This is a genomic window from Candidatus Hydrogenedens sp. (genome assembly GCA_035378955.1).
Taxonomy (GTDB): Bacteria; Hydrogenedentota; Hydrogenedentia; order Hydrogenedentales; family Hydrogenedentaceae; genus Hydrogenedens.
In genome coordinates this window covers 1-18,576 of sequence record DAOSUS010000059.1, presented here as the reverse complement: position 1 = coordinate 18,576, position 18,576 = coordinate 1, and the positions used below count along the sequence as shown (strand labels likewise).

Here is an 18,576-nt window from a genome sequence, read left to right as displayed (position 1 = left end):
AAGCACCCTGACTGATGATGAAATCCACAAATTCTGCAATCTGATTTTCATCATCATTTTCTATCGAAGATAATAAATACCTTTGTAATTCATTCAAAGGAACGATTTTATTTTCTGAATTTTTTCCTATTTTTTTTCTCATCAATCTTAGCCCTCTTTTGGTATAATATAACAAAGTTTAATCGGGCAATGATAATAATTTCATTGGGGGTTATAGGTTTTATGAATCTTTATTACCCGCATTTAGAGGAATTTATTTCTCTAACATGCTTTGTCCTTTTTCTTCTGTTAATAGGGAAGGTAATAAAGTACATTTTATTACAAAGAAAAGAATTATCAAAATTTCCATTTATTCTCTTTGTGTGGATTATGGTTATTACCTTATATGTCTTATTTTCAGGCTACTTATATTTGAATGCAGAACCCTCTCATCGTTTGATTGTATTGGGGTGGTCATTACTTTTCTGGTTTATACCTATGTTTTACTATTCTTTTTTCTTTGTAAATGTCGTATCTTCTCAGATAGTAGAACAAATTAGTCCGATAGGAGATAAAATCGAAGACCCATCTCCCTTCGCTAATGCGAGAAAATTAGCACTTATGGGAGACATTGATGGGGCTATTGCCTTGTATCGAAGTTATAAGAATAATCAGGTCGAGGCTCTTTTTGAAATATTCCGTTTATTAAAGTCGAAAGAAAGACATGAAGAGGCTTTTCAAACTTTACAAGAAATTATTGAGAATTATGAAGACCGAACATCCGCATGGATAGAGGCAAAATATTATCAGGCAAAGATAAAGTCCGCAATATTCAAAAAATATAATGAAGCCATTCAATTGTATAAGCAGATTTTGAGAAAGAGACCTAAAACTCCTTTCCATACAATAGCCAGTGCCGAAATCGCCCGTTTACAAGCTATCTGTAAGACAGATTCTTCTTCTGCAGACAATTCCGATATAACAAATACCTCAACAAAAAAAGAAGCAGGTCAGAATCTTGATGATTCGCATGTCCAACATTTTTCAAAAGAACAGAAAAAAAGATATATTCTTGCTGTGGAAGATACTTTACTTGGTAGTTATGTTCCTCCGGACCCTTTTTTCAAGGGAGATATTAAAAAAGTAATGAAAGATATGGAAGAAAGTGCAAAAGAACCTAAAAGGAAAAAGACAACTTCAGAAATTGGTAAGAAAACCAGCAATAAAAACACTCGTAAAGAAGAGACTGTGAAAAAACAGAATACAAAGAAACAGACAAAACCAAAAGAACAAAAAAAGAAAAAATCTTAAAAAATTTGGCTTATTTAATGAACCCATAATAAACGCCCATCCAATAGGGAAGTAAAAAGAAAGTCCCTTCTTCTTCAACGATACCATCTTTGAGCGAGGAACTACTGAGGGAAAACGGGTCATTATCATTGCGAATATGAGGACTTTCCTGTATAGGTATCGCATAACCATCTACTCGCCACCCACGAATTTTTCCTGGATGTTTATCTGCTTCTAAAATGATATCAAGCCTATGAGTATTGTCTATGCGATAGAATATTAAGTCTAATGGGATACCTTCCAATGATTCTAATGCATGCTCTAAAGCAATAGAATTGGGTTTTTCAAAAGTTTCTAATACCATGGGGACTAATCCGGGAACATCAGGATATAAAGACTCAAACTTCTTTGTTTCTAAATGTCGGGCAAAGTTTTTGACACTGGCAAGATATAAAAAATGCCAGAAGGGTTGTCTTGTTCTGCTTATATGTTGCCATGCGTGGTCTAATGCGATTCTCCACATCAACAGTTTTTCTGCATCCTCTTCATAGCAAAATATCCCGTACCAGCTCATAAGGCAAAGATTATTGTCCCAGGGAACCACATAATCCGGAGGAAAATACATTTTAGATTGCATGGCATTGATATGATAAAAATATTTATTGCAAAGTTCATTAAATTTGTCATCATAAATCTTATCTCCAGTTATATGATGAGCCACCCGTAAAAAAGATAATATCATCATGGAGTTTAACCCCCGTTGTTCCCAACCTTTGAGTGAATGAAGTGTTTCGGGGTCAAAAAATGCCCATCGTGTAGGTTTCCCATCATGGTCTATTAAACAATAATTATTATTAATGAGATTGTTAGTTATTGTTTTTACCACTTCCCTTACGGGTTGTTTCTCTTCTTCAGTTTCAGCCACAAGGTCGTAATAGATACCATAGAAAAAGTAATGACCAATTAATTCATCGGAACTTGTGTCACATTTCCACATATATTTACCGTCAGAAGAAGTTACAAAACGGGGAACAATCTGTTTCCATAGAGGATCGGTTAACTGCCTGCGAGCATTGTATTCCGCCCCCATAATTTCATTTACAGGTTCAGGCCAATCTATGGGTATTATGACGCGTGCAGGCATATCTCTACCCGTAATATCTACAAGTCGTTTGCACGCAAAAAAACTTCTCTTAGCAATTTCTTTGGACTTCGGGTCTTTTGTTACAGCATAACGGAAGGCATGCCCTGCTCCATACATGGCTGTATAAAGTCCGTCATTATCGGAAATAGAAGGAACCCATGTTTCTACATTAAAAGGTTCTTTCAGTTTACAAAAAGCGATATATCCATCTCTATTATGTCGTGTTTCTACTTGTTGTATAAAGTAATCTGATTTCTCATCAAGGTTCATTAGTTTTCGTTCAATAAGAGAAAGCCCTTTGGGTGTAGCAAGCCAGGAATTCCCATTGGGTTCTACGGCAATTGAGTTAACGAAATCATTCATTAACCAGCGATGACTGAAACGATAATCGAATTTCCCTTTCTCATGTCGAATAGCCCCCCGAGTTGTTGCAAACCATACAACATCCCCTTTTTCACCTGAAACTGCAGAAAGAAATTCGTTCCACGGTAAACCTTCGGCTCCTGTATATAGTGTCCATGTATTCTGATTGTATTTGCCTACTCCCTCTTTACTTCCAAACCATAAATTTCCTTCCTTGTCAAAAGTAAGAGCCTTTACATCGCGAGGTGCCCATCTACGCTTATTATCTTCTGGTAAAAGCCAAACCCAATCTGTTTTTGAAGAATCAAAAAGATAAATGCCTTCCTGAGTTCCGACAACAATCTCTCTATTTTCCCCTACAGCAATAGAATATATTTCTGTTCCGGGTCCTTTTATCTCTTGAGGATTATCTGAGTTAAGCCCGCAATAAATTACTTCTGTTTTACAAATTATATAGAGTTTCATCTCTTTATCTGATGAAATGGTAGCATGTAATCCAGTGATTTCCTTCTGTATCGGCAGATTAAGAATATTCCATTTTTTTTCATCAAGGTTATACTGTGCTACTTGATTATTATCGGAAATAAAAATGATATTTTCTGCACCTGTCATATAAGTAGGTTTTATGGAAGTATCATTTGAAATAGATTGCCATTGATTATCTCTATAAGTTTGTATATCGCCAGAATTGGATAAAACAAAAACGCCATAAGATGGTAGATAAACTACATGTTTGATATTATTTTCTACCAATCCTTCTTTTTCTCTAAAGAATGTTCTTACCTCTTGAACAAAAGGTTCGTTTCTTTGGGTAACAGCGAATGTCTCATGGTTGAGGAAGGTTAAAAAGAGAAGTATCAGCATGAATTGCTTTTCCATTTTTCTATTCCTTTTAATGATGAAATTTATTTACCAGTTTATATCAATCTTTTTTCTTTTATTATCGTAGAAGTTAAGGATAAATGAATGTTCGCCGTTGTCTTTAATCATTTTGATAAATATTGAATTTTTCCACTTACGCAAGGAAACTTTTGCTTCAAATATTTGGACTTGAGGGAGGGAAGTCAGGTTTTCAAGAATTTTGTTATTATTAAACCATAATGTAAATGAATTGGAAGTCTCTATTTGTAAAATTATTTCCTCCTTATTTTCATAGGTAAACTCGGCAAAGGCAAATGCTACACCGCTGTCCTGTGTAAGATGAGAAGGGGTTAAAGGAATAGACAAAGCCTCATGAAAATCAAGTAGATGATTTTTGTTTATATCAGTATAATAGGGTTTCCAGCGTATTTCCCCGTATTTGCCCCAGTATGTTGAGGTTATATCCATAGAATCAACATCGGGATATGATTTGTCTTCCTCTTCTTTAATAATAAGAGGGAATTCCCCTATAACCATCCACTTCCGTAATTTTTTGCTTCTTTGGAATCGCAATTGTTCAAGGATATTTTGAGGTAATGGAATATCTGTATTGGAAGGAATTGCTCTACGAGCAAAATAATTTACCATGTTGATAAACAGATGTAGTGCAATAGGGTCTTGGGGTATATTTTCTAAAACTTTAAAATAAACAAAAACAAGTTTCCCCACTCCATAGCGACTTACAAGGATATCAGAACCCCAAAAAGGTTCTACATCTTTTCCCTGAGGAATGACGAAACAGCCACATATATCTTCATCCCCTTTCTCTAAAAACACTTTAGATGGCAGAATATTTCTATATTCTTGTTTCATTATACAGCGATTGGGGAGATTAAGAAATAGTGGGTGAGGTTTTACATAATGAAAGTGTAGAAATTCATCAGGATATTCGAGATTAACTGATGTAAATTGTGTACAATTGGGCAACAATTTACTTAATTCATTCCAATCATCAGGAGGAGAGAAAATGATAGCAATGGCTCCGTATCGAACATGTTCCATCATAGAAATAAATTCAGTTTCATTATAAGCAAAAACGGAATTGTAAATCGGTGGAACGATATAGATAGGAGGAAATGTTGTAGGTTCTTCTACCCAAGGAGAACATATTTTGGAAAATTGTCCACTTGTATCAATAAATTTGACGGGAATATTTGTGGGTTGTGGAATAGGAAATACATTGATACTGCTTTTGATTTCAGAAATAATCTGATTATTCAGTGATAATCTTGCCACTATCAAGTGCTGGCCTATGTTTCCAGAACCTGAAATATCTCCTACCCAAAGTTCTTTATTGTCTTTTTTTAATTTAACATCCTTTTTCTTCTTCCATAACACCTGTTGTGTGGGGCTCGATATTTGAATAGATAAAGATGCCTTAGTTTCTGTTTCGTTAGATAGATATTCATCATTATGAGAGACAAAAGAAACATTAACAGCAGTTTCTTCATCTTGTAATATATTTGTTTTACCTAAATTAATTACCAGTCGAAGGTTATTATTTATTTGACGCAATTGTCTATGTAAATTTTCAGGCAGTTTCAGAAAATCTAAAAATCCGTCGGAAGAAAAGATAGTTTTGTCTATTGAGTTTTGTAGACAATATCCCTTTATTTTAGGATTCCACAGTATGGAGTTTACATACGACTGTAAGTTGGTTATGTAAAGTTCTTTTATTTGTTCCAGAAAATTTTCGACAGAAGTTAATGTTAAACTTAAGTCCCGTTCTATAAAGCCATCCTTAATTTTTGACATATAACCTTCATATTTATTCTTGTTGCTGATACTTTGATGTTCTATCTTTCCTGTCCGGGTATGAATTGCAAAATTAAGGGTATTTTCATCTCCAATATGTTCTAAAAATTTCTGTGTTGTGTTATTTAAATAATCGTCAGAACGCGTCCATATTTGTTTTGTAGGTAATAAATGTATGTTATAAGGAATACAAGAATAAGAGGGATATTTAGAAGAAGGTGGATATATAGTAATTAATCTACTTCGGTCTATTTTGCGAATATTATGAACAAAGTTCGAGATATTAAAATTTTTAGATGTATATTCAAACCACATCCATACAAAAGAAGGATTGTTAATATAATTATTCAGCAATTCATCAATTTCTATTTGCGCCAGTTCCCTCCATTTTTTTGAATTAGTATCATGTTGTATTGAAGGAGTTTGTGCCACCATAACACCTGTTTCATCACAAATACGAATTATCTTTTCAGGCAAAGGTCGTCCATAAGAAAAAATTAAATCAAAATTATCTTTACGCAGTTTCGAAAAAAATTCTCTTAACGGGTTTTCTGAATAAGAAGAGGTATTTAAGTCTTTTATATTCCAATCAAAATAGAATGCTCGAACAAAGGATGGCTTAAAGTTTAGTATGAATTGATTATCGTTTATACTAAAATCCCGCATTCCAAACGGAATTATTGCAAAATCAGTAGATGTTTGGGTTATATATTCAATTTGCAGTGTATATAATTTGGGAGAAGAGGGGCTCCATGTTTCGAAATCTTCCATCTGTATTATTAATTTAGGCTTTTTACTTTTTATTTCAATATTTAGTTCAGGTATTTTTGCCCGTAGAATACAATCTTTGTAATTTACATATACATTGGTTACTATTCTTTTACCACGAATATCTGGTTTTACCTGAATATTTTGAATGTAATAACGAGGAACGAACTCAATGTATATCTCCCCCCAAATTCCCGGAAATTGCACCCAGGATAAATCATATATCGTAGTAAATTTTGATAAGTTTTGCCATGAGAACGGAGATACCTTAATTACAAGTAAATTTTTCCCTTTTTGCACATATCGGGTGATGTTAAAATGGAATTTGGTAAAGGCGCCCTCATGAACCCCTATATATTGTCCGTTTAGCCAGACAACGGATTTAAAATTGACATTTTGCAGGTGCAGAAGTAAAAGTATGTCATCCTGTAAATTTTCGATATCGAATTCTTTATTAAACCATAAAGAGGTGGAATCTGTTATTTCATAGATAGGTTCTATCAGAGGAAGCGAAATTTCCACTCCCTTATCAATCGGCGGATTTAAATACCACTGGCTCTCTTCACCTTTATTTTCATGGTCAGGGATGAAGAGCCAAACTCCATTCATATTCAATTTTTGTCGGTTCGGGAACATGCAAAACCCTTAACTGTCTCGAACTTGAGGAATACAATTTTACTTTTAATCGAGATATAAGGTCAAATTATACTATAAAAAGTATACTACAAACATAAAAAGAACAATTAAGAGGATATAAAAAATGAATACCATGTTACTTTGTATTATTTGTTTTATTAAAACATCAACTGCAAATGAATTTGTATTACCCGAAATTGAAAAGAATCTCTTACAAATCGGGAAGAAGTTTTTAAATTACGAAGTAATACTTCGCCCTGATAAAAATGAACCTGAATGGTGGGCAGGTGCTCCATCCGTAGTAAGAGATAAAAAAGGAATGTTCTGGCTTGCATGTAGAATGCGAACTGCCGAAGGACAAAGGGGTTTTCGTGGATATGAAATACGAATCCTGAATAGTAAAGACGGTGTTCATTTTAATAAAGTAAAAAGTATCCGAAGAGAGGATGTCCCTGTCCCCGGTTTCGAACGACCGTCTATCCTAATAGACCCGTTAACAAGTAAATTTAAACTGTATGCGTGCGCACCTGATTCAAATAATATATGGTCAATCATAAAATTTGATGATGCAGGTAACCCCGAAGAGTTTCAACCCGAAACTGCAAAAAAAATAATATCACCCCCCGAAAAAAGATTTGATAGAGATATTCGTCCGCGTGGATATAAAGACCCGGTTATTTTTATTCACGATGGAATCTATCAGTGTTACACCATAGGTTATATACGGGAGAACGAATGGATATTCCATTTTACAAGCAATGATGGAGAAACATGGATTCCTGAGGGAGATGAAAATGAGCCGATAATGAATTTAAATGGCTGGCATAATTTTTTTGTAAGACCTGCCTCTATATTACCCATAGGAGTTGGTTTCTTATTTATTTATGAGGGTTCAAATATAAAATGGTATGACCCTGTTTACAACATTGCAACAGGATTGGGGTTTACATTCGATTTGCATAATATCATTGATTTAACCCCAAATTCTCCGTTATTAATAAGTAATACTCCCGGAGATATGTTTGCTACATTTCGATATTCTCATTGGCTCTGGGTTAAAGATGAAATATGGGTATATGCAGAGGTGGTATGTTCTAATAAAACACATGAAATAAGATTGTATAGAATCAAAAAATAATTGAGACCTCTGAACAAATAGGATTTTTAGGTTTGGGATTAATCTACAAAATAATTATACCGTTTTTGGAATGGAAAAATCGCTTTGGGAAAGGAAAATATCTTTTCTATAACCAATAATTGAGTTTTTTCTTATTGATTTTTTGTCCTTTTTTCCTCTTTTTTATCTCCTCTTATTAAAGTTCATTATTTCGCTATTACTTACCTATATTATTAATACCACCCCCGCTCTCTTTCGTTTCATTTGCCTTCGAAACTCCCTCTGTATTACAATAAATGAAAAAAAGAAACCTTTATTCAGAGATCTCATTTGTTAAAAATGATGAAGAGTATTGTGAATTTTATCTGTGTGTTGCAGCGGTAAAAAGAAGTTATGTTTTAGAACTGAAGTTCTCTTTGCACTTATTTCTTACCTTTAAATTTATCCAATAATTTGTTAAATGTCGGGTTTTAAAATTTAGGTTGAGTTATTTTAAAATATTACACCAAAAAGGTTTCGTCTTACATTTCCCCCCATTAAGAAAGGAAATAAAAAAGTGGAAAAAATTGTAAATTTATGTAAAAGAAGAGGAATAATTTTTCAGTCCAGTGAGATTTATGGTGGTATTAATGGTTTTTGGGATTATGGTCCTCTGGGTGTAGAATTGAAAAAAAACTTAAAAGATGATTGGTGGTATGTATTTGTTCAGACAAGGGATGATATGCTTGGATTGGATGCCAGTATTATCATGCACCCGGATACCTGGGTAGCCAGTGGACATGTGGCTGAATTCCACGATATGTTAGTTGATTGCAAATCGTGTAAAAAACGATTCCGTGTTGACCATATTGAAGGGGACCGTTGTCCGGAATGTAAAGGGGAGTTAACCGAACCACGAGCATTTAATAGTATGTTGAAAACACGTATCGGGGTAAGTGATGATACCGCAGTGGATACCTATCTCCGTCCAGAAACCTGCCAATCCATTTTTGTAGATTTTAAACAGATATATAGCACAAGTCGCGTGAAGGTTCCGTTCGGAATTGCTCAAATGGGTAAAAGTTTTAGAAATGAAGTAAATCCTCGTAACTTCATTTTCAGAAGTAGAGAATTTGAACAGATGGAAATCGAATTTTTCTGCAGGGAAGAGGAAGAAACACAATGGTTTGAACGCTGGCAAGAATGGATTTGGCAATGGTATTTAGATATTGGAATTCATGAGAATAAACTTCGCTGGTATGAACATCCGAAAGAGTCATTAGCCCATTATTCCAAGAGAACAGTAGATATTGAATATGAATTTCCTTTTGGATGGGGCGAACTTCAGGGGTTAGCTAATCGAGGTAGATATGATTTAACGCAACATTCCAACTATTCTAAAAAGGACCTTTCGTATTTCGATGTAGAAAAAAATGAGCGATATATTCCTACTGTTATAGAACCATCCGCAGGTGTTGATAGAACTATCCTTGCGGTTCTTTGCGATGCCTACGATGAGGAAATGGTAGAAGGGGAACTTAGAGTAGTATTAAGACTTCATCCGCGATTATCCCCTATTAAAGCAGGCGTATTTCCATTGGTGAAAAAGCATGGACTTGCGGAAATTGCTATGGACCTCGAAAAGAAATTACGAAAGAAATTCGTTACTTTCTATGATGATTCCGGGGCTATTGGGCGGAGATATCGCCGTATGGATGAGGTAGGGACTCCTTTCTGTATTACGGTTGATTTCCAAACGAAAGAAGATGGAACTGTAACTATTCGTGAACGCGATGCAATGACACAAGTTCGTTTACCAATGGAAGAAGTTTCTGGTTTTATAGAAAAACACATTACACATGAACGCTCATAATCTTTTTTCATGAACTTATTCGATAGTTGTGCTGATCAATACGACCAATTCCGTACGGGAAGTGCCCCTTACCTTTTTACAGCAATATCCCTCTTAAAACAGTTTAAAACAGAAGCTTTACTGGATTTGGGTTGTGGAACAGGAAATCTTTTTTATCAATTATCCCAACATTGGAGAGGAAATTGTGTAGGACTTGATATTTCTGTAAATATGCTAAAAAAAGCGTATGAAAAAAATCTCCCTGCAACTTGGGTTCGTGCGGATATACAAAATATCCCATGTTGTGATAATGCTTTTGATGGTATTGCGGGGGTTTATGTTTTACATCTACTAAACAACATTCCACAAATGTTAACAGAGTGTAGAAGGGTATTAAAAAGAGGTTGGGTATTTTTTGTCTCTGCTCCTCATCATTTCATAAAAAATCATCCTTTAAATCAATTTTTCCCCAGTTTTTCTAAAATAGATAGTCAGCGTTTTCCTAGAGAAGAACAAATTATAGAGATACTCAAAAAATCGGGTTTTTATAATATCCGTCAGGAATATTACATATCCGTCAGGGATTGGTTATCCGAAGAATATCTGCAAAAGGTTAAATCAAAATTTATTTCAACATTACGGCTTATCCCGGAAGATGAATTTAATGAAGGGCTTATTAAAATGCAAGAAGAGGTATTAAAAAATTTATCTCCGAAACTTATTCCCTGGGAAAGTGTTTTAATAATAGGCTTTTGTGATTAAATGCTTTAACGAGTTGTGTCTTTGAGTAATAACTCAATCTCAAAAAGGGTATCCCAATATTTTCCCGTTACCAACAGATGATTATTATCATTACGAAATGCCACTCCATTTAATACATCTGCCTGATTAGGGTTTAATAACTGATTTTTTAGCCCATATAAGTCTATTTTTCCTACCACATCTCCTGTCTCAGGATTAATTACTACAATAAAATCCTTATACCAAACATTTGCACAAAGATAACCGTCTATAAATTCGAGTTCATTTAGTTGGGTGATAGGAATTCCTCTATCCTGAACAAGGATTGTTTTTACTATTTTGAAAGTTTCAGGCTCACGAAAGGAAATATATGCTGACCCATCTGACATAATTAAATACTTGCCATCATAAGTAAGTCCCCAGCCCTCTCCGTTATAAAAAAAACCTTTTTGCAGTTCGAGTTTATCTCGAGAATAAACAAAACATATCCCTTCTTTCCATGTTATTTGATACAGCAAATCGTCAATAATTGCTATTCCTTCCCCAAAAACTCTGTTAAAAATCTGTCCATTGTATTCTTGGGGTAAACTTTTTGTGAGTAATGGAACCCCTGTTTCTAAATCTACAATTCGTATCGATGATTGTTCGTATAATCCGGTGCTTTCATAAAGCACACCACTATCCCATATTAGACCTTGCGTAAATGCAGAACTATCATGTGGGTATTTAGAAACAATGCGATAAGTTAGAGTAAAAGGATGTTGGGAAGGCCAGAATGTTGATGGGATTGGCAATTCTCCTTCTCCTTCCTGTGGAGGAATTGAATTTCCTTCTCCTTCATCATTTATTTGTCCTTCCGATGTAGAAGGAGGGTTTGGAAGTTCCCCTTCAACAGGTTTTCTGTTATCACAGCAAGAGAAGAACAATAAAGAGTTTAGTAGTATAAAAACGATATATCGTTTCATCTTTGTTCGAGTTTCGTTTATACTTTCAAGTAAAATACTTTTTAATGAAAGTATAACAAAAGAAATAACGGATAAAAAATGGTCATTCCTCAAAGAATACAGATACAAACACAAACAGGTTGCAACGGCCGTTGTGTATTTTGTCCCAATGAACAATTTATACAGGCACACCTTCCAACAGGAAGAATGCCGAAAGAATTGTTTTGCTCCATTATTGACCAATTAACACTATTAAAACCACATCGGATTATGCCCTATTTACAAAATGAACCACTGCTGGATGAACGATTACCGGAACTTATTCAATACATTCATCAAAAAATGCCTAAGGTAACAACATTGGTCGTAAGCAACGGAACACGACTAACTAATGAAATGGGAGAAAGGCTTATTGATAGTGGATTGAAACGATTGAAAGTAAGCTTACAATCCTTAAATGATGATGTTAACCAACAACTTATGGGTTATCCAGCAAAACCTGTTATTGAAAATATTGTAAATTTCTCCAACTTGTTAAAAAAGAAGCATTCCGATATGGATTTTAGAGTATCTACAATAGTTACATCTAAAAATGAAAAAGAAATTGATGAAATGAAAAAAATCTGGAGCAAACACGGTATCCGTCTTGTTTTGTCGTCTCTCGAAAATCGAGGTGGAAATATTTCTAATGTGCTGGAATTATCCAATACTCCCGAGATGCATTTGAGAAGAGGCTGTATTCGTCCAACCCGTGATATGTGTATTCTTTTTAATGGTAAAGTGGTTTTATGCTGTGTGGATTGGATGCGAACAGTTATTTTAGGCGACCTGAATGAAAAATCAATAATAGAGATATGGAATACTCCCCGTCTTCAAATGATTCGTGAAGGATTAAATATGGAGGATTGCTGTCATTTGCCCGAAATATGCAGAAATTGTTCCGAAGCAGCAGAAAATTATAGAAAAACACCTTCCTGGTTAAAACAAATTAAAAACTCTTTCAAACAAGTATTCCAAAATTTAACTCAATAAATCCCAATTACTTTTCAGGGTATTTTATTACATAAGTTTTATTATCAAAATCTACTGTTATTGTTGTTCCATCGGAGTAAGTTGTTTTTTGCTTTCGGTATGTATCATCTAAAAACTCATGATTTACTAAATCAAGAAATTGACAATGTTTCGCTAATGCACAAAGTTCCTTAATACGATTGATTTCTTTTTCATCGGCACTAATGTTCAGATAGGGCATTCCTGCATTAAGGATACAGTGTAGGTATCCAGCATCCCCTTTGGGTATACCCCAACCCCCATCTTCCGTTATACTCCATGGCATAATTAAAGCATCATGATAAACCAGGTTAAATAAAGGAATAGGTATTCCAACTCTTTCTCCGCCATCTAAGGATGGCTGTAGCCAATAAGGTCCATGATGAACCAAATCAATAACAGAAACGAAATATTCCGTAGGTTCTTCTGAACTCATAATATAACCTTTGGATTTTAAGAATTGAAAGGCAGCTTTGCGATATTGTCCGCATTCTGCACGGGTAATAAGACAAAAAGGTTCATAACTTTCCTCTAATGGAACTACAGAAAAAACATCCAGATATACACCTTGAATTTCAAGCCCGTGATTAATTAACCAATTATGATTTCGTTGTACATAAGGAGGGACAAAACGAGGACTAAGTATCATTTGAGGTCCACCACACCAAACCTTATGTTGTTCCTTAAACCCCGCTTGGTTTGAAATAGCCAATCGAGGATTAAAAGAAACTGCATTCAAATAAAAATCTCTATATTGGTCATGAAGTGCAAAAATATACCCTAATTCCTTACAGGTTTGGGACAATTGTTTTAGTCCCTCTAATCCTCCTGCTTCATAGCCTGGAGGCACAACATCTGGGTGTCCACTGTCATAACCTAAATATCCCCAACCATCCAGATGAACATAAGCAGATTCCATTCCTTTGCGTTTTAATTCCTGCAATTGTTCCGCAATTTTGTTGTAAGGAATGAGTTGGTGATTAGATTGAGGATTATCTTTTTTAAAGTAAGCACTTTGTTCATCAAAATGATATAAGGCACCTACATGGATAACAGGAACACCAATGATTTTTTCCAGAATTGGGCATCGGGCTATTTTTTCTTTAAGGGAGACAAAATTTTTATTTTCCTTGACCCAATCCCTATACTGTTTTGCCAGAGTAGAATGTGTCGCATGTGGATAAAAATAATATTCAATAGTTCGCAAATATCCCAATTCCCCAAGACTGGAATACCATATTGGTTGAACCTTTGTTGGACCTCCTTCCGGGTGTTGATATTCAATCCCGGCATCATCGGACGAGACGAGAATGGATAACAAACCATGTTCTCCCTTAATGTGTCCCCACCAGGGCATATACAACATCCGTGAATTTGTCAAATCTTTACCGTAAAATTTTCGTGGATAATTGGCAGGCAATAACATCCCTTGCATAACACATAAAACACTTTTTTCATCTACTGAGGCATTCAATTTGACAGGTTTGGGAAACTTGATTTCCCTTAATTGCTCTGAAATGTTCGAAGAAGAAATATCAATGGTCAAATTGTTATTCGATAGGTAAAATGTTATATAAATTTTTAAATCAGAATTGGATACAAAGTCCGTAAATTGAAGAACAAACCCTTTTGCATATCCTGTGGTGATTGCTTCACAGGTTATTTTTCGAGCCGAAGTTAACGAAAATTTGGAACTGGATAGGATAATATCATCTTCATCAGAAGGGTAAAATTCCCATTGTTGTCCCTCATTATCAACAATAAGTTGTAATTCCTTTTTCGTTAGAACGACTTTTGTTTTTTGATTTTCCAAAGTCCAGGAGTCTGTATTTTCAGTAAAAGTTTCTTCAGACAAAGCAGGCTGTTCAATGGCATTTTTAAGTAACCATTCCCGAACCTCTATAAATTCTTTATATATTTCCATTTCTGTTTCTGAAGCAATATTCAATATCTTACTCTTTAATTCTTCTATTTTTTTTGTTTTTTCTTGTAAAAGAGTCGCATTAACAGGAATATTATTCAATGCATCACAGAAAAATAAATATTGTTGTTTTTTTGCTTCTATATCCTGAGAATTTGCAGGAAGAGAAACATAAAACAGTAGAAGAACACAAAAAAGAAAAGCAATTTTTTTCATAATCTAATTCCTTCTTTTTTATAATTTGACTTTAAGGATTGGATAAATGTTTTAATAAATCTTTACAGATAACAAAATATAGGAGAATAAGTAAGATGTATTTACATGATGCACATATCGCCAATGTTGTTACTTCCTTTGCTACTTTAAGTTCGGGTCTTCTTGTTACTTTATTTTGGTGGTATGATGGGAAACAGCCTCTACGCTGGTTATTCTTCTATCTTACAATTATTATCACTGCTATTCCAACTATCATTCATCACATGTACCCCACGCAACAATTCTGGACATCGGTGGATGTAATGAGCAATATTCTTTTAGTATGGGCTTTAGAAATAGCATTAGCAGGCGATTTTTTTACTGAAACTTTTTATAAAAAATTTGTAAGTGTAATAACCTTGATAAATATACTTGTTGTTCTTAAATTAGGATATGAGATATTCTCTCCTCCTACGAATTTATTTTTACCTCTGGGCGAAAAAAGTGGGTTTACTTTTGGTGAGACTGCACTAATATTAAATGCAATTTTATCCGTAGGAATTATGGCTTATTATTCAAAAACATGTACTCAAAAACAAAAATCTGTTTTAAAAGTAATAGTGGCTATATTTCTTTTAGGTTTAATACTTGCCACAGGAAGCGATGACTTCATTAAGCCTGCGTTTATTGGCTGGCATTCTTTATGGCATATTACAGGTGCTTTTGGATTTATTGTATTCTGGTTTTTTAATCATTTGCGATTTTCAATTGAAGGAGGTATAGAAAATGTTAGTTCATAGTGTTTATTTTTGGTTAAAAGCCGAAATATGTGAGGCAAAAAAGCAGGCATTTTATGAAGGATTGTTGGGACTGTCAAAAATACCTACTGTTTCTCAAATTTATGTAGGAACACCTGCAAATACAGTAAAACGCCCCATGATTGATGACAGTTATACCTTTGGGATTGTAGTGGTTTTCAACAATATAGAAGGGCATGACGCTTATCAGGTTCATACGATACATAAAAACTTCTTATCTGAATTTAGTTCATATTGGGATAAAGTGTTGATTTATGATTTTGAATGTTAATTTACCTCTTTAATATTTCTGGTCAATGGCTTTTCGGGCTATTTTATCAACTAAAGAGGGGTATATTAATTTTAACCACCTTCCCACTTTACCTCTTGTGGAAGTAATTAGCAATCGTTGTTTTTTTACAATAGCATTTACAATTAACTCTGCACATTCCTCTGCCGTCATAATTTTTGATTCTACCATAGGTGTTTGCCCAAGAGATGAGCCATCTCCTTTTAATGCTCTTTTGTGGATTTCCGATTTTACAAAGTCTGGTGCTACAATAGTTACATGCACACCTTTAGGTTCTATCTCGACACGAAGCGAATCAAAAAAACCAACCATGGCATGTTTGCTAGCGGAATAAATAGTCCTGCATGGGACCCCTGTTAATCCTGCGACACTGGAAATCGCTACAATATGTCCTTGAGTTTTGTATAAATAGGGAAGAGCATAATAAGTGCAATATAAAGAACCGTAAAAATTCGTTTCCATTATCTCTTTTACAATTCCTAAATCTTGAATTTCGTCAAAACGGCACCACATTGTTCTACCTGCATTATTAATTAAAATATCCAATTTCCCAAAATGAGATATAGTTTCCTCAATTAAATTAGAACATTCACTTTGTTGAGAAACATCTGCCTTTATAATTCTTACTTCATTATTATCATTTTTTATCTCTTCGGCAAGTTCTATTAGCCGTGTTTCATTTCGTGCTGAAATAACAACTTTTGCTCCTTCTCTCGAACAGACCTTTGCCAAAGCGCGACCTATTCCTTCTGATGCACCTGTGATAATCACTACTTTATCTTTAAATTTTAAATTCATAATTTTTTTTCTCCTTTATAATTTGCTATTATTATATAGATATTATTTATATTAGAGTAATTCAAGTTTTTTATCATATTAAGCCGAGTAAAGTAATTTAATTTCTTGGAGGTTTTAAAATGAATAGAAATATTATAAGTATGAAGAAAATTATAACTCTTGGGGTTTGTTTGTTGGTAATAACTTTTACAAGTGCTTTTCCTACTAATTCTAACATCAAGTCCCTTTCTGATTTACCCAATCCGATTCCCCGAATTGCTATTGTGGGTGATAGTTGGGGAATGTTTATGTGGTGGTTTCGTTCTTTTCAGAGAGCCCTTGTGGAGTTAGGTTATGGGGAATATTGTGAGGTTGCCAACGAATCGGTTGTCGGTGGAGGAAAAACATTCCAATTTATTAATGTAGAACAATTTCCCGCAGCGGAACAAATTAGAAATGCCGTTGTTCAGATGTTAACGGATTATCCTACGATAGATATAGTTGTTATCTCGTTAGGTGGTAATGATGTCCTCTATGGAACTGAGTTTGTATTACCCGAAGACCCGTATAGAGAATTGAGATTTCAATGTCCGGGTCATCCCGATAATATGAATGAAATTCTTGCGGAAAAAATAGTCAATCAAGATATGGATAATCTGGTTGATTTGATTTTATCCGTTCGTTCTGATATTCGTGTCCTACTTACTTCTTATGATTTTGGAGGAGATACAAAACGAAGTGAATGCGATTTATTAACGCAACAATTAGGGATAATGGTCCTGGATATTTATAAGCAAAGGTTAGCAGACCGTAAAGGAGACCGTGTCCACTTTATTAATAATTACGGACTTATGCAATTTATGTATGGCGTTTTTGATTACCAGGTTGATTCCGGTAATGACCCAATTTGGGGAACAGAACAGTTAGTTTATCCTGCTGGATATGTCAAACCTGGTTTTTCGCCAGATGATTATCCCCCTTTGAGGCTTCCTGACCCATACGATGTTTGGACCTTCCCATGGACGGATGAGAACAGTGCAGAATTAAATGTGCCCGGTTTTCCTGAATATTTTAATCCACTTCATTCCTTATTAGACAGGAATATGCACTTAACAGAAGAGGGATACTATTTCATGGCTCGAAGAATGGTTGACCGTGTTATAAAATACTGGCTTGATTATCCCAAAGTTTTTGGGATACACCCCGTAAATAATGAAAAAGGGGAGACATACCAATTTGAAGTTATATTTTCAAAAGAAGTAACAGGTGTTGATCCAACAGATTTTGAAATAACAACAGCAGAAATAGAAATAGGAGGGAAAAGTTTAGATATTAGTCAGGCACAAATTGTATCTATCGTTCCGAATTCGGGTTATAGTAGAACTTATACAGTTACAGTTGACTTAAACCCAAATTTAAACCCCACAAAAGGCACTCTTACAGAAGTTGTCCATATTCATGTTTTAGATGATGATAGCATCGTAGATTCCGAAGGGACACCTCTTGGAGGACCCAATACCCCAACATGGACCGATAATGGGAAATTTACTTATTACGGTCCTTTTGCCTTTGCCGATTTAATGAAACCCGAAGAGGATAATTTTGAGCAAGTTCAAAAATATCTATCCGTCTTAACCAAACCTTATCTTCCATTTATTAACTTTGCGGTTTCTTTTGATGAAGACAAATTAGATATTAATGGTGATTTATTCCCATTAGTCCAGCAATTGATGAACGATGAGGATGTTGACCCTGAAACCCTATATATTAAGGGAAATGGTATGCTGGATAGCTATGAATTTGCCCTTTTAGAACGCTGTTTAAAAGACTCGAATATTGATTTCAGTGCTGTTGGTGGGATATCCCATACAGTGGTTGCCAATGCATGGGCACAGAACCTTGCCCGTATCCGTAATGATTTGGGTGGTGCAATTACACCGGAACATGATAATATGGTATTAAGGGTGTTTGCTGGTTTGGATTCGCTGTTCTGTGCTTACATAACTTTTGGTGAAATGAAAACTGTAGGGACTATTT

At 34.7% G+C, this 18,576-nt stretch carries 13 protein-coding genes; 8 read left to right on the top strand and 5 right to left on the bottom strand.

Going from position 1 to position 18,576, the window contains the following annotated elements; translation table 11 throughout:
- Positions 1-369 precede the first annotated feature (369 nt).
- Positions 370-1,290: a hypothetical protein gene (locus PLA12_10995; GenBank protein HOQ33025.1), complete on the top strand. Its 921-nt coding sequence runs from the start codon at positions 370-372 to the stop codon at positions 1,288-1,290.
- Between the two features lie 10 nt (positions 1,291-1,300).
- Here PLA12_10995 and PLA12_10990 read toward each other — a convergent pair whose 3' ends face one another.
- Both PLA12_10990 and PLA12_10985 read right to left on the bottom strand, forming a co-directional pair.
- Positions 1,301-3,655: a hypothetical protein gene (locus PLA12_10990; GenBank protein ID HOQ33024.1), complete on the bottom strand. Its 2,355-nt coding sequence runs from the start codon at positions 3,653-3,655 to the stop codon at positions 1,301-1,303.
- 30 nt (positions 3,656-3,685) lie between these two features.
- On the bottom strand, positions 3,686-6,856 hold the full coding sequence (locus PLA12_10985) for a hypothetical protein (GenBank protein ID HOQ33023.1): 3,171 nt from the start codon (positions 6,854-6,856) through the stop codon (positions 3,686-3,688).
- Between the two features lie 124 nt (positions 6,857-6,980).
- On the opposite strand from PLA12_10985, the gene PLA12_10980 reads away from it, so the two are divergent.
- From PLA12_10980 to PLA12_10970, 3 genes are all read left to right on the top strand, one after another.
- The gene (locus tag PLA12_10980) at positions 6,981-7,994 is read left to right on the top strand and encodes a hypothetical protein (protein ID HOQ33022.1); all 1,014 of its coding nucleotides are present in this window, start codon (positions 6,981-6,983) and stop codon (positions 7,992-7,994) included.
- 535 nt (positions 7,995-8,529) lie between these two features.
- On the top strand, positions 8,530-9,825 hold the full coding sequence (locus PLA12_10975; protein HOQ33021.1) for a glycine--tRNA ligase: 1,296 nt from the start codon (positions 8,530-8,532) through the stop codon (positions 9,823-9,825).
- A gap of 9 nt (positions 9,826-9,834) precedes the next feature.
- Positions 9,835-10,566, top strand: a complete 732-nt coding sequence (locus PLA12_10970; protein HOQ33020.1) for a methyltransferase domain-containing protein — start codon at positions 9,835-9,837, stop codon at positions 10,564-10,566.
- A 5-nt stretch (positions 10,567-10,571) separates the two neighbouring features.
- On the opposite strand, the gene PLA12_10965 is transcribed toward PLA12_10970, so the two are convergent.
- Positions 10,572-11,510 (bottom strand): glutaminyl-peptide cyclotransferase, encoded by a 939-nt coding sequence (locus PLA12_10965; GenBank protein ID HOQ33019.1) that lies wholly within the window; start codon positions 11,508-11,510, stop codon positions 10,572-10,574.
- A gap of 78 nt (positions 11,511-11,588) precedes the next feature.
- Here PLA12_10965 and PLA12_10960 point away from each other — a divergent pair, with 78 nt between their 5' ends.
- The gene (locus PLA12_10960) at positions 11,589-12,521 is read left to right on the top strand and encodes a radical SAM protein (GenBank protein ID HOQ33018.1); all 933 of its coding nucleotides are present in this window, start codon (positions 11,589-11,591) and stop codon (positions 12,519-12,521) included.
- A 7-nt stretch (positions 12,522-12,528) separates the two neighbouring features.
- On the opposite strand, the gene PLA12_10955 is transcribed toward PLA12_10960, so the two are convergent.
- On the bottom strand, positions 12,529-14,676 hold the full coding sequence (locus PLA12_10955; protein ID HOQ33017.1) for a DUF5696 domain-containing protein: 2,148 nt from the start codon (positions 14,674-14,676) through the stop codon (positions 12,529-12,531).
- 95 nt (positions 14,677-14,771) lie between these two features.
- On the opposite strand from PLA12_10955, the gene PLA12_10950 reads away from it, so the two are divergent.
- Both PLA12_10950 and PLA12_10945 read left to right on the top strand, forming a co-directional pair.
- Complete coding sequence (locus PLA12_10950) at positions 14,772-15,455, top strand: hypothetical protein (GenBank protein HOQ33016.1); 684 nt, start codon at positions 14,772-14,774, stop codon at positions 15,453-15,455.
- Positions 15,442-15,744 (top strand): Dabb family protein, encoded by a 303-nt coding sequence (locus PLA12_10945; protein HOQ33015.1) that lies wholly within the window; start codon positions 15,442-15,444, stop codon positions 15,742-15,744. Before PLA12_10950 ends, PLA12_10945 begins: the two co-directional genes overlap by 14 nt.
- Positions 15,745-15,753: 9 nt before the next feature.
- Here the strand turns inward: PLA12_10945 and PLA12_10940 are convergent, their stop codons facing one another.
- Positions 15,754-16,560, bottom strand: a complete 807-nt coding sequence (locus tag PLA12_10940) for an SDR family oxidoreductase (protein HOQ33014.1) — start codon at positions 16,558-16,560, stop codon at positions 15,754-15,756.
- A 119-nt stretch (positions 16,561-16,679) separates the two neighbouring features.
- Here PLA12_10940 and PLA12_10935 point away from each other — a divergent pair.
- A partial coding sequence (locus PLA12_10935; GenBank protein HOQ33013.1) for a hypothetical protein occupies positions 16,680-18,576 on the top strand: 1,897 nt, incomplete at its 3' end.